This is a genomic window from Methylobacterium sp. P3_A11, assembly GCF_056403155.1.
This window is the reverse complement of record NZ_JBFUGA010000062.1, coordinates 24,906-36,675: the sequence shown is the minus strand read 5'-3', so window position 1 is coordinate 36,675 and position 11,770 is coordinate 24,906. Positions and strand designations below refer to the sequence as shown.

General features: G+C 71.5%; 14 protein-coding genes. 9 read left to right on the top strand and 5 right to left on the bottom strand.

The features are described from left to right. On the bottom strand, positions 1–608 hold a 608-nt coding region (locus AC1DXK_RS19305; protein ID WP_477298699.1), incomplete at its 3' end, for an adenylate/guanylate cyclase domain-containing protein. Between the two features lie 294 nt (positions 609–902). Here AC1DXK_RS19305 and AC1DXK_RS19300 point away from each other — a divergent pair. The 4 genes from AC1DXK_RS19300 to AC1DXK_RS19285 all read left to right on the top strand — a co-directional run bounded on the left by AC1DXK_RS19300 (position 903) and on the right by AC1DXK_RS19285 (position 2,301). Next, on the top strand, positions 903–1,088 hold the full coding sequence (locus AC1DXK_RS19300) for a YegP family protein (RefSeq protein ID WP_026605317.1): 186 nt from the start codon (positions 903–905) through the stop codon (positions 1,086–1,088). Between the two features lie 176 nt (positions 1,089–1,264). Next, on the top strand, positions 1,265–1,534 hold the full coding sequence (locus AC1DXK_RS19295; protein WP_457107709.1) for a hypothetical protein: 270 nt from the start codon (positions 1,265–1,267) through the stop codon (positions 1,532–1,534). A gap of 149 nt (positions 1,535–1,683) precedes the next feature. After that, positions 1,684–1,821 carry a hypothetical protein gene (locus AC1DXK_RS19290; RefSeq protein WP_457107708.1) on the top strand — a complete coding sequence of 46 codons (138 nt, stop codon included), beginning with the start codon at positions 1,684–1,686 and terminating at the stop codon, positions 1,819–1,821. Positions 1,822–1,845: 24 nt separating this feature from the next. After that, positions 1,846–2,301, top strand: a complete 456-nt coding sequence (locus AC1DXK_RS19285) for an acyl-CoA thioesterase (protein WP_457107707.1) — start codon at positions 1,846–1,848, stop codon at positions 2,299–2,301. Here the strand turns inward: AC1DXK_RS19285 and AC1DXK_RS19280 are convergent. After that, positions 2,294–2,833 (bottom strand): superoxide dismutase family protein, encoded by a 540-nt coding sequence (locus tag AC1DXK_RS19280; protein WP_457107706.1) that lies wholly within the window; start codon positions 2,831–2,833, stop codon positions 2,294–2,296. The genes AC1DXK_RS19285 and AC1DXK_RS19280 overlap by 8 nt on opposite strands. A 109-nt stretch (positions 2,834–2,942) precedes the next feature. Here AC1DXK_RS19280 and AC1DXK_RS19275 point away from each other — a divergent pair, with 109 nt between their 5' ends. The 5 genes from AC1DXK_RS19275 (at position 2,943) to AC1DXK_RS19255 (ending at position 8,471) form a co-directional block, all read left to right on the top strand. Then, positions 2,943–3,722 (top strand): TlyA family RNA methyltransferase, encoded by a 780-nt coding sequence (locus AC1DXK_RS19275; RefSeq protein ID WP_457107705.1) that lies wholly within the window; start codon positions 2,943–2,945, stop codon positions 3,720–3,722. Next, positions 3,719–4,972, top strand: coding sequence for a class I SAM-dependent RNA methyltransferase (locus tag AC1DXK_RS19270; protein ID WP_457107704.1), 1,254 nt, complete (start codon positions 3,719–3,721; stop codon positions 4,970–4,972). Before AC1DXK_RS19275 ends, AC1DXK_RS19270 begins: the two co-directional genes overlap by 4 nt. Positions 4,973–5,025: 53 nt before the next feature. Then, complete coding sequence (locus AC1DXK_RS19265) at positions 5,026–5,298, top strand: hypothetical protein (RefSeq protein WP_457107703.1); 273 nt, start codon at positions 5,026–5,028, stop codon at positions 5,296–5,298. Positions 5,299–5,672: 374 nt separating this feature from the next. Then, on the top strand, positions 5,673–6,677 hold the full coding sequence (locus AC1DXK_RS19260; protein WP_457107702.1) for a magnesium transporter CorA family protein: 1,005 nt from the start codon (positions 5,673–5,675) through the stop codon (positions 6,675–6,677). A 108-nt stretch (positions 6,678–6,785) separates the two neighbouring features. After that, positions 6,786–8,471 carry a methyl-accepting chemotaxis protein gene (locus AC1DXK_RS19255; protein ID WP_457107701.1) on the top strand — a complete coding sequence of 562 codons (1,686 nt, stop codon included), beginning with the start codon at positions 6,786–6,788 and terminating at the stop codon, positions 8,469–8,471. A 3-nt stretch (positions 8,472–8,474) separates the two neighbouring features. Here the strand turns inward: AC1DXK_RS19255 and AC1DXK_RS19250 are convergent, their stop codons facing one another. The 3 genes from AC1DXK_RS19250 to AC1DXK_RS19240 form a co-directional block, all read right to left on the bottom strand. Beyond that, positions 8,475–8,795: a DMT family transporter gene (locus tag AC1DXK_RS19250; protein WP_457107700.1), complete on the bottom strand. Its 321-nt coding sequence runs from the start codon at positions 8,793–8,795 to the stop codon at positions 8,475–8,477. A 217-nt stretch (positions 8,796–9,012) separates the two neighbouring features. Further along, the gene (locus AC1DXK_RS19245) at positions 9,013–10,701 is read right to left on the bottom strand and encodes a B12-binding domain-containing radical SAM protein (RefSeq protein ID WP_457107699.1); all 1,689 of its coding nucleotides are present in this window, start codon (positions 10,699–10,701) and stop codon (positions 9,013–9,015) included. A gap of 239 nt (positions 10,702–10,940) precedes the next feature. Continuing rightward, entirely contained in the window at positions 10,941–11,747 is an 807-nt protein-coding gene (locus tag AC1DXK_RS19240) for an SDR family NAD(P)-dependent oxidoreductase (RefSeq protein ID WP_477298704.1), read from the bottom strand. Between the last annotated feature and the right edge of the window lie 23 nt (positions 11,748–11,770).

Here is an 11,770-nt window from a genome sequence, read left to right as displayed (position 1 = left end):
AGTGCGGGCCGCAGGACGGCGCGGGCGCGGCCGGCCCGGAGGCCGCGCGACGGCTGCTCGTCCGGCGGCGGCACGGCGTAGACCCGCACCGGCCGGGCGATGTTCTTCAGGCGCTGGAGCCCGAGATCGACGAACGCGATCTCCGACAGGCCGCGCACCTGCAGGTAGGCAGCCTCCGAAAGCCGCAGCGCGCCGGGCTCGGCGGCGGTCTGCAGGCGCGCGGCGATGTTCACGCCGTCGCCGAACAGATCGCCGTCATGCACCATGACGTCGCCGATATGGATGCCGATCCGGAGGCGGAACTGCGCCGCCTCCCCCTCGGCCTCGGCGAGCGCCCTCTGGATCGCCACCGCACAGCACACAGCGTCCATCACCGAGGCGAACTCGGCCAGCACGCTGTCCCCGGCCGTGTTGGCGATCCGCCCGTGCCGGCCCGCGATCAGCCGGTCGACGATCCGCCGCGTGGCCTGGAGCGCCCGCATGGCGCCGCTCTCGTCGGCATGCATCGCCTTGGAATAGCCGGCGATGTCGGCGGCGAAGATCGCGGACAGCCGCCGTTCCGGAACCGCCCATTCCGACGCGCTGGACCGTGCCCTGTTTTCGCTCATCGCGATCCGTTCACGCCACGGCGGTCCGGCCATGCCGAGCCGGCCCGCACGATTCGCCCGCCCCCTGCGACGCAGGCGAATACTGCGTAGATGGGATTATGTCGAGCAAACAACGGCATTCGCATGATCGAAAACAATGAACAGCGTCGGATCTGAAGCCATCACGGATTCTGCCCGGCGCGCCCCGGGTGTCGGCCCGGCGATCGGTCCGCCGTCCAAGCGCCGGAGATGCATCCTTTTTTTGCGCTGCCGGCCCCCCATGTTGTTGCAGTGGATGAATCGGGAGCCGGCACCATGCGGTTCGAACTCTACCGGGACGCCAAGGGCGAGTGGCGCTGGCGCCTGCGGGCGCGCAACGGCGAGGTGATCGCCGATTCGGGCGAGGGTTACGTGCGCCGCGAGGATTGCGAGCACGGCATCGCCCTGGTGCGCCAGAGCGCCGAGGCCCGCATCGAGGACATGACCACGAAGATCGCCTGATTGTCAGGCGGATCACCGCGATCAACCCGCGATCAACCCTGTCCGAAACGTCGCAGCGGTTACGCTGCAACGGTTCCGCTCGCCTACGCGTTGCAGCGTTTCGGACCGGGCGGATGGCCCTCGCTTCCCGTGCGGTTCGTCGACCAGGACGTAACCACACGAAGGGAGTCGAGACCGTGCTGAGGAAATTCCTGCTCGCGGCCCTGCTGGTGCTGGGCTTCGCGGCTGCGGCGCCGGAGGGCGCGTCCGCCGCGCCCATCGGCCCGGGGCTGGCCCTGCCCGCCGAAGCCGCGCCGGCGGTAGCCGAGAAGGCCCAGTACTATTACCGCCGCCGCTTCTACGGCCCGCGGCCCTACTGGCGCCGCCCCTACTACCGCCGCCGGTTCTACTACGGCCCGCGGCCGTTCTACCGCCGTCCCTACTGGCGCCGCCGGTTCTACTACTGATCGGTTCGTCGACTTGACCGGCCCGGCGGCTCCATCGAGCCGCCGGGCTTTTTCACGTCCTGATTCGGGGTGCGTGCGGGCGGCCCTTGCTTTATTGTGCCGGCAACGGGACCGCCGACGGCAGATCGGTGCGCCCGGGAGGAGGCCCGATGAACGATATTGCGCAACGCGCCGAGCCCGCGGCGGCGACGCCGGACCTCTGGCAATCCATCCCGCTCGAATGCATCCTGAGTGCGGTCGCCGTCCTGCTGGCGGCGGGCCTCAAGCTCGTCGGCCTGTTGTCCTGACGGCGCGGGGGTCGGATGGACGGCATGCAGCACGTCGCACTCTCACCGGCCGACAGCGCGCCGCCGCCTGCCGAGGTCGATCTGCCGAAGGGCGACCTCACGGTGCGCACCATCGCCATGCCGGCCGACACCAACGCCAACGGCGACATCTTCGGCGGCTGGGTGCTCTCGCAGATGGATCAGGCCGGCGGGATCGCGGGGGTCGACCGGGCGCAGGGCCGGGTCGTCACCGTGGCGCTCGAATCCATGACCTTCATCCGGCCGGTCCGGGTCGGCGACGTGCTGTGCGTCTACACCCGGGTGTCGCATGTCGGCCGGACCTCGATGAAGATCGAGGTCGAGGCCTGGGCGCGGCGCTTCTGCACCCAGGTCCGCGAGCGGGTCACGCAGGCCACCTTCACCTTCGTGGCCATCGACGAGGACGGCCGGCCGCGGCCGATCCCGCCGGCCGTGCCGTCCCCCTCCGCGACGGCTACTTGATCACCCCGCAGGCGACGCGGTCGCCGGCGCCGCCGATCGGCTGGGTGTTGTGGTCGTCCTCGTTGGCGTGGATGATCAGCGCCGCGCCGTCGCCGTCCTTGAGGCCGCCCTCGCCGTTGAGCGGCGTCTCGCTCGAGACCTCGGCGTTGGCCGAGCCGTCCTGCGCCGCGTAGAGGTTCGGCAGGTCGCCCTCGTCCGGCCCTTCGGCATTGAGCAGGCCGTGCTTGCTCTGGTCGTGGTTCACGTGCGCCTTCGAGTTCATGAACTTCGGGTCGGAGCAGTCGCCGACGGCGTGGAAATGCATGCCGTGCCAGCCGGGCGGCAGGCCGCCGGGCTGGATCGTGACGCGCAGGACCAGGGCGTTCGCCCCGTCGCGGATCGCCAACGTGCCGATCGCGTCGCCCTTGGCGTTCTTGATCGGTGCCGAGTAGGTCTCTGCCGGTTTGGCCGCCTCCTTCGGAGGCTCCTGCGCCAGGGCGCCGCCGGCGGCGACGGTCCCGAGCAATGCAAGCAGCGGCAGGGTGCGGTTCATGCGGTGGCTCTCCTCTCCGGACCGGTCTAGGTAGGGGGCGCGCCGGCCTTCGACAGGGCGGCGGTCCGAAACCTCCGCCGCAGACCTGCCGCGGCCGCACGAAGCCCTGATGACCCGAGACCGGCCCATCCCGGACCGCGCGCCGCCGGCGGACGACCCGTCGCCCCTGCGCGCCGACCTGTTCCTCGTGGCGCAAGGCCATTTCGAGAGCCGGGCTCGCGCCCAGGCCGCGATCCGCGCCGGGCTGGTGCGGATCGACGGGCGGCCGCTCACGCGCCCCTCGAACCCGATCGCCCCGGGGGCACGGGTCGAGGCGGTGCCCGAACATCCCTACGTCTCCCGGGGCGGCCTCAAGCTCGCCGCGGCCCTGGACGCGTTCGGCCTCGACCCGGCCGGCCGGGTCGCCCTCGACGTCGGCGCCTCGACCGGCGGCTTCACCGACGTGCTGCTCGCCCGCGGCGCCCGCCACGTCCACGCCCTCGACGTCGGCCGGGGGCAGCTCCATCCGCGCCTCGCCGGGGACCCGCGCGTGACCAACCGGGACGCCACCGACATCCGCAGCCTCGGCCCGGACGCCCTCACCCCGGCGCCCGATCTCGCGACCGTGGACGTGAGCTTCATCGGCCTGCGCCTCGTTCTGCCGGCCCTGCCGCCGCTGCTGGCCCCGGGGGCGGACCTCGTCGCGCTGATCAAGCCGCAGTTCGAGGCCGGCCGCGCGCGGGTCGGCCGCGGCGGCCTCGTGCGCGATCCGGCGGTCCACGCCGAGGTCTGCGCGGCGGTTCGCGGGACCCTGGAGGGGCTCGGCGCCACGATCCTGGGCCTGATCGATTCGCCAGTGCCGGGCGGCGACGGCAATGCCGAATTCCTGATCGGTGCGAGGTTGCCGTGAGCGAGACAGCTGCCAGCGAGACGGTCACGATCCGGGACCTCGGCGCCCGCGGCGACGGCGTGGCGGAGGACGGGCTCCTCGTGCCCTTCGCGCTGCCCGGTGAGCGGGCCGAGATCCGCCGCGAGCAGCGCCGCGCCGAACTCCTCGGCATCGTGCAGGCCTCGCCCGACCGGGTCGAGCCGTTCTGCCCCTACTACATGCGGTGCGGCGGCTGCCGCACCCAGCACCTCGCGCGGCCGGCGGAACTCGCCTGGAAGCGCGGCCTCGTCGCCCAGGCCCTGTCCCAGGCCCGCCTCGCCGTGGAGCCGGCCCCGGCCATCGACGCGCACGGCGCCGGACGCCGCCGCCTCACCCTGCACGTGCGGGAGATCGACGGCCGCGCCGAGGCCGGGCTGATGGCGGCGCGCAGCCACGCGCTGGTGCCGATCGACCAATGCCCGATCACGGTGCCGGCGCTGCATGCGGCCTCCGACGTGGCGCGCCGTCTGGCCGCCCCGCTGGGGCACGGGCGCAAACCCCTCGACATGGCCGTCACCGCCACCGACCATGGCCTCGATGTCGACCTGCGCGGCCACGGGCCGGTGAGCGCCGGTGTCGGCGCCGCGCTGGTGCGAATCGCCGGCGAACTCGGCCTCGCCCGGCTCTCCCTGCACGGCGAGCGCCTCATGGAGGCCGAGCCGGTCTCGGTCACCGCCGGCTCGATCCGCCTCTACCCGCCCCCCGGAGGGTTCCTGCAGGCGACCGCGGCCGGGCAGGCGACGCTCTGCGACCTGACCCTGGCGGCCCTCGGACCCCGCACCCGGCGCGTCGCCGACCTGTTCGCGGGTTGTGGACCCCTGACGCTGGCGATCGCCCGGACGGCCGCGGTCCACGCCGTCGAATCCGACGCGGCCGCCCTCGCCGGCCTCGACCGCTCCACGCGGGCGGCCTCGGGCCTGCGCGGGATCACCACCGAGCGCCGCGACCTGTTCCGCCGGCCCCTGCTTCCCCTCGAACTCGACGCCTTCGACGCGGTGGTGTTCGACCCGCCCAGGGCCGGCGCGGAGGCACAGGCCCGGCAACTGGCCGCCGCGCGCGTGCCGCTCGTGATCGGCATCGCCTGCGATGCCGGGACCTTCGCCCGGGACGCGGCGACACTGGTCGCCGGAGGGTACCGGCTCGAGAGCGTCACGCCGGTCGACCAGTTCCGCCATTCGGGCCATGTCGAGATGATCGGCGTGTTCCGGCGCGAGCCCGCGCGGCGCCGATAGGACACGCAACCCGCGGCACGGTTTCACGTTCTCTCGATGATGGGAGAGGTTCCATGACCCGAGGATTGTATCGTCCCGCGACCCTGGCGGCGCTGAGCCTCGCCTTCGCCGCCCCGCTGGCGGCGCAGACCGTCGCCCCCGATGAGACCGGTACCGGCGGCGGTCCCGGGTCGACGATCACGGCCCCCAACACCAATCGCTTCGGCGTCACCAAGCCCCCCGGGACGTCGCTCGGCCCTGGGGAAATACCCTCTCGCGAAGAGCAGCGGCGCGAGCGCGCCCTGACCGACAAGATCGACCGCAGCATCTGTGACGGCTGCAACTGAGCCTGGATCGGACCGTCTCTCGCGTGCACGGACCGGGGCACCACCCCTCCATGGCCGTCCCGGCGGAGCGCGATGGGGAGCGACCGTCGTCGGCCGCCCGGAGGACGGCCTTTCGGGTGGTCGGCTGAGCGGTGTCCGGGACGGCGTTCGTCGAGGCCCGTTGTGCCACCCCGGCGGCGATCGCCATCACCGCCGTCCGCCGGTTCTTCCGGCGTCCTGACATCGAACGGCGCCGACGCGCCGGACCGGGATGTCACGGAAGCGTCAGAAAACAGCGCCACATCCGCGGCACAGCTTGCATCGGCCAGCGTCGTGCCGGATGCGGGCTGTAATCCTGCGCTGCACCGTGGCCGATCCGCATCCGAGACCCGTTCGTGATCTTCATCCACCAGCCCGCCGGCGGCGCCGGATCCACGCTGCTTGAGCGCCGCGTCATCGATCTCCAGGACACGATTCCCGAGGACACCGTCTGGCTCGACCTGATCCGCCCGAGCCGCGAAGAGGAGCTGAAGGTCGAATCGTTCGCCGGCATCGAGGTGCCGACCCGCGAGGAGATGAAGGACATCGAACCCTCGGAGCTGCTCTACGTGGAGGACGGAGCCCGCTACATGACCGGGCGGGTGCTCTCGAAGGTCAGCGATGCCGAGGAGCCGGGGCTTGCCGGCATCACCTTCATCCTGCGCGGCAACCGGCTCGTGACCGTGCGCCACGAGGAGCCACAGGCGTTCCGCATGTACACGCAGCGCGCCGGGCGCTCGATGGGCAACGGCAGCGCCTCCGCCACCTCCGGCGAGACCATCCTGGCGGGGCTGATCGAAGCGGTGATCGACCGGGCCGCCGACGTGCTGCAGCTTCAGGGCGAGCGCATCGACCGCCTGTCGGGCAAGATCTTCGAGGTGCAGGACGATCCGTCCGCTCGCAACACCGCGCTGCAGGACACGCTGCGCGCCCTCGGCCGGCACGGCGACCTGATCTCCAAGCAGCGGGAGAGCCTCGTCTCCATGGAGCGGATCCTGCTCTCGCTGTCGGCGACCTATCGGACCAACAAGGCCCCGCGCGACCTGCGCGAGGACGTGCGCTCGACCCTGCGGGATCTTCAGTCCCTCGAGGAGCACGCCACCTTCCTGTCGACGAAGATCCAATTTTTGCTCGACGCAACGCTCGGCCTCGTCAACCTCGAGCAGAACAACATCATCAAGCTGTTCTCGGTCATGGCGGTCGTGTTCATGCCGCCGACGCTGATCGCGTCGATCTACGGCATGAACTTTAAATCCATACCGGAACTAGATCTCACGTTCGGCTACCCGATGGCGCTGATCATGATGGTGGTCGCCGCTGTATTTCCGTACTTTTTCTTCCGGTGGAAGAAGTGGCTGTAGCGGCAATGCTGGTATAGCGCCGCTGAAATTTTAAGACCTCTGCCAGAGCATGGGAGACCTGTAGGCGCGGCGCGGCCGCCGGCACGGACCTTCAGGACGGACCCTCCCATGCGATTCTCCCTCAAGACGGTTCTAGCAGGCGCGATCGGCCTGCTGGCCCTCGCCGCCGTCGGCCAGGGACTCGCCAGCGCGGTGGCCCTGTCGGAGATCGAGGGGAACGCCGTGGCGATCTCGCAGCAGGCCCTGCCGGCGCAGAATCAGGCCGAGGCCATCGGCACGGCCGTCCGGGACGCGCGCCTGCGGCTCTACCGGCTCGCGGTGGCATCCCCCGACGCCGCGAGCCTCGACAGGAACCAGACGGCGCTCACCGACACCCTCGGCGAACTCTCCGGCCTGCGGCAGGGCTATCAGGAACGCCTGACGAGCCCCAGGGATCGGGCGGTCTACGAGCGCTTCACCACCGCCTGGAACGCCTATCAGAACATCCAGCTGCAGGTGGTCGAACTGATGATCGCGGGGGATCAGCCGGGCGCCCTCGCGCTGGTGCTCGATCCCGCGACGGGCGCGCAGAACGACGCGGCGGTGGCCAGCCTCACCGAGGCCATCGCCGCGGCCCGGGCGCAGACCGAGGCCAACGTCGCCGAGACGGTGCAGGAGGCCACGCGCGCCAAGCTCATCGCGATGGCCGCCACCGTGGTGGGCCTCGCGGTCGCCGCCGCCGCGATGCTGTTCGCCCTGTTCGGGATCGCGCGCCCGATCCAGCGCATGACCGGCGCGATGGGCCGGCTGGCCGAGGGCGACGAGACCGTACCGGTCCCGCACACGGGACGCCGCGACGAAATCGGCGCGATGGCGGCGGCCGTACAGGTGTTCAAGGACAACCTGATCCACACCCGCGCCCTGGAGCGCGAGACGGCCGTGGCGCGGGACGGGGCCGAGGTCCAGCGCCGACACGCCGTCCACGCGATGGCCGAGGCGTTCGAGGCCGCGGTCGGCGGCGTGCTGGCGCGGGTGGCGGAGGCCGCCCTCGGGCTGCGTGCCGAGGCCGAGGCGATGGCCGGCACGGCGACGCACACCGCCGAACGCTCGGCGACCGTGGCGGGCGCCGCCCAGGAGGCCGCCCTGCATGTCGGCACGGTGGCGGCGGCTGCGGAGGAACTCGGCGCTTCGGTTCTGGAGATCGGCCGCCAGGTGGACGGCTCCGCCGATCTCGCCCGGGGCGCGGTAATCCAGGCCGGCGAGACCGCCGGCCTCGTGCAGGAACTGAGCGTCGCGGCGGGCCGGATCGGCGATGTCGTGCGCCTCATCACCGACATCGCCGGCCAGACGAACCTGCTGGCCCTCAACGCCACGATCGAGGCCGCCCGCGCCGGGGATGCGGGCCGCGGCTTCGCGGTGGTCGCCAGCGAAGTCAAGCTGCTCGCCGCCCAGACCGCCAAGGCCACCGGGGAGATCGCCGGACAGGTCGGCCGCATCCAGGGGGCGACGGGGCAGACGGTCGCGGCGATCGACGGCATCGCGGCGCGCATCCGCGAGATCGACGGTGTGGCGACCTCGATCGCGGCCGCCGTCGAGCAGCAGGGTTCGGCCACCCGGGAGATCGCCCGGAACGTCGCCGAGGCGGCGTCCGGCACCGGCGCCGTCACCGGGACGATCGACGAGGTGGCGCGGGCGGCCGACGATACGGGCGCCGCCGCGACGCGGATGTTCGCCTCGGCGGCCAGCCTCTCGGAGCAATCCGCCGAGCTGCGCCGGGAGATCGACGCCTTCCTGGAGACGGTGCGCGCCGCCTGACGCTCAGCCCGGGCTCGACAGCTTCATCAGGACGAGCCCGGACCCGATCAGGCCGGCGGCGAGGATCCGGCTGGCGCTCGCCTGCTCGCCCAGCACGGCGAGGCCGACCAGGAAGGCGCCGACGGCGCCGATGCCGGTCCAGATCGTGTAGGCGGTTCCCAGCGGAAGCGTGCGCATCGCCAGCGCCAGGAAGCCGACGCTGCCGGTCATCGACACGGCCATGATCGCCGTCGGCCAGAGGCGCGTGAAGCCGTCGGACTGCTTCATCGCGAAGGCCCAGACGACTTCGAAAAGACCCGCGGTGACGAGATAGATCCAGGCCATGCCGGCCCTCCTGAAAGGGCCGGGCCGTCCCGGACTTGTGCCCCACGCGCGGGGGGAGGACGTGGCCTCGCCGTCGCTCAGCTAGGGTCTGTCGATCGCGCCTGCAAGCGGCGCGCGCGTGCACGGGCCGGGTGGGGCGCCGCCCCGGGCGGCCCGCGGACGGATCTGCAGCCCGACGACCTCAGGGTGATGGATCAGAGTCGGGAAGGCTTCCCGCTCAGGCCACCGCCGCGAGATGCTTGACCTCGGCCTTGGCCGCGACCTTGCCCACCGGCGCCGCTTTGCCGCCGCTCTCTACCTCGGGGGCGAGGACCGGCGGCTGCACCCAGCGACCGGCCTCGAGCTCGGCGATCCGGCCGTTGATCTCGCTGATGACGTAGCGGGAGAACGGATACACGTGGAGGTAGATCACCATGTTGGTGACCACGGCCTCCAGGGCGGCCGGATTGCGCCGGGCGGTCTCCAGGAACACGCTCCAGAAATGCTTGGCGAGTTCCGGGCGCCGCACGGTCATCCGCCAGCAGACGCGGAGCAGCGAGTAGAGATCGTGGGCGATGTGGCCCCAGTTCAGCTTCTGCGCGGCGAATTTCGGCCGCTTCACCTGCCGGGCGACCACGCGCACCCGGTCGAAGAAGTTCGGCGGGTCGTAGATCTCCTCGAGGACGTCCCGGTAGTCGGCCAGCACGTCGCGCTGCGGGCGCAGGGTCACGAAGTTGATGCCCTGCGTGCACTGGTCGCCCTGGTCGGCGGTGGTCGCCGCGTAGTTCTCGTAGAGGCGCCCTTCCTTGCGCAGGCGGCGCGAGAGCTGGGTGTTGGGCAGCGCGAACAGCAGGCCGACCATGGCGATCGGGATGCCGGTCTGGCTGATGCAGAGCGACATCGCCTTGCTGATGCTGTCCTTCTCGGTGTCGAAGCCGACGATGAAGCCGGCCGTAACGAACATGCCGTGCTCGTAGAGCTTGTGCACGCTGTCGGCGATCGACCGCTTGGTGTTCTGCTTCTTCTGGGTCTGGATGAGGGTCGCCTCGTCGGGCGTCTCGATCCCGGTGAACAGGGCGAAGAAGTTCGCGTCCCGCATCATCCCGAGCAGTTCGTCATCGTCCGCGAGGTTCAGCGAGGCCTCGGTGGAGAACTTGAACGGGTAGCCGTGGTCTTCCTGCCACTTGATCAGGTGCGGCAGGAACAGCTTGATGGCCTTCTTGTTGCCGATCAGGTTGTCGTCGACGAAATCGACGTGGCCGCGGTAGCCGAGGCCGTACAGCCGGTCGAGCTCGGCCAGCATCTGCGGCGTGGTCTTGGTCCGCGGCGCGCGGCCATAGAGTTCGATGATGTCGCAGAACTCGCAGGTGAACGGGCAGCCGCGGGAGAACTGGACGCCGATGTAGAGGTAGTGGCTGAAGGTCAGCAGGTCGAACCGCGGGATCGGGCTCTTGGTGACGTCGGCCTTGAACTTCTCGGCCGTGAGCCGGCCGCGGCGCTCGCCGGCCTCCCAGGCGGCCACGAACTTGTCGAGGATGCCCTCGGCCTCGCCCAGCACCAGGAAGTCGGCCTTGTCGTAGACCTCCGGCGTCGAGGTCGGGGCCGGGCCGCCAACGCAGACGGGGGTGCCCAGCGCCACGCAGCGGTCGATGACCACGAGGCAGTCGGGCTCCTGAGGCAGCATGCCGCCGGTCATCACGAGGTCGGCCGCCTGGATCTGCGCGTCCGTCAGCTCTTCGCAGTTGCGGTTGACGAGACTCACCTGCCAGGCCGGCGGCAGCATCGCGGCCAGGGTGATCAGGCCCAGCGGGGGCGCGGGCGCGCGGGCGCCCTGCAGCTCCATGGCCTCCTTGAAGTTCCACATGGAGTTTTCGTAGAACTTCGGGAACACCATCAGCACGCGCGGGGCCGTGTTCGCTTCCGACATGCCAGTTTCCTTCGTTCACACGCACGGTCCCGGCCCGATCTGAGATCGGAGCGGACACGGGATCGAGACCTGACCTGCGGGGGAATTAAGGCCGTTTTTCGCTCCCGCAGCAATCGGAGCCGCCGATCCGGACAGCACGCCCGTCCGGACGCCGCGAATCAACCCCGCCGGCCGGCACCGGGGCGCATCCGCCCCGTTTGCCGGAGCGCTGCGCCATTTCGGCGACAGGCCGGGGACCGTCACGGCCCGACCCGGAACCGCTCCGGCTGCGTCCCGTCGGCATCGGTGAACCCGTAGATCCGGGCGAGGTCGCCGGCATGCAGGACCGCGCCGGCCCGGGCCGCGACATCGGGGTCCGCGGCCAGCGCCGCCAGCGCCCGGCCGGCGTAGAGCGGGCTCTCGGTGGCGTGCTCCTCCTGGCCGAGATCCCGCGCCCGCTCGGTCGCCACGAAGCCCGGCGAGAGGCCAAGGGCGGTGACGCCATGGGGCGCGAGTTCCCGGGCGAAGGCCAGGGCCAGCCGGTTGGAGGCCGCCTTGGCGGCATCGTAGTAGACGTCGCCGAGGTAATCCTCGGTCCCGAAGGAGACGAGGGCGAGCAGGCCGGCGCGCGCCGCCACCATGGCGGGGGCGACAGCCCGAGCGAGCAGCAGGGCCGGCACCGGACCGGCTTCGAGGAGGCCGAGATACGGTTCCGCCGAGCGGCGCCAGAACGGCGTGCCCCAGCCGGCACCGTCCGGGTAGCGCTCGCCGTCGTAGCCCTCGTTGCCGCTCCAGACGCTGCAGGCCGCCACGTCGATCCGCCCGAACCGGCGCAGGACCCAGTGCACCAGCGTGTCGGTGGCACGCTCGGAGCGGTGGTCGCAGAGGTAGTGGTGCCCGCGCCCGCCCGCGGCATCGACCAGGCGGGCGGTATCCTCGATCGCCTCGGACCGCATCTCGGTGCGCGCGCCCGTCTCGCTGGACCGGGCGGTGACGATCACGGTGGCTCCCGCCTCCCCCAGCGCCCGGGCGAGCCCCCGCCCGACGCCCCGCGACGCGCCCGCCACGAGGCAGATCTTCCGGGAGAGGT

Bases quoted from the DNA above. Each gene is read 5' to 3' on its own strand.
- AC1DXK_RS19265 (WP_457107703.1), top strand. From the start codon at position 5,026: ATGACCCGAGGATTGTATCGTCCCGCGACCCTGGCGGCGCTGAGCCTC.
- AC1DXK_RS19275 (WP_457107705.1), top strand. From the start codon at position 2,943: ATGACCCGAGACCGGCCCATCCCGGACCGCGCGCCGCCGGCGGACGAC.
- AC1DXK_RS19255 (WP_457107701.1), top strand. From the start codon at position 6,786: ATGCGATTCTCCCTCAAGACGGTTCTAGCAGGCGCGATCGGCCTGCTG.
- AC1DXK_RS19250 (WP_457107700.1), bottom strand. From the start codon at position 8,795: ATGGCCTGGATCTATCTCGTCACCGCGGGTCTTTTCGAAGTCGTCTGG.
- AC1DXK_RS19285 (WP_457107707.1), top strand. From the start codon at position 1,846: ATGCAGCACGTCGCACTCTCACCGGCCGACAGCGCGCCGCCGCCTGCC.
- AC1DXK_RS19245 (WP_457107699.1), bottom strand. From the start codon at position 10,701: ATGTCGGAAGCGAACACGGCCCCGCGCGTGCTGATGGTGTTCCCGAAG.
- AC1DXK_RS19290 (WP_457107708.1), top strand. From the start codon at position 1,684: ATGAACGATATTGCGCAACGCGCCGAGCCCGCGGCGGCGACGCCGGAC.
- AC1DXK_RS19280 (WP_457107706.1), bottom strand. From the start codon at position 2,833: ATGAACCGCACCCTGCCGCTGCTTGCATTGCTCGGGACCGTCGCCGCC.
- AC1DXK_RS19300 (WP_026605317.1), top strand. From the start codon at position 903: ATGCGGTTCGAACTCTACCGGGACGCCAAGGGCGAGTGGCGCTGGCGC.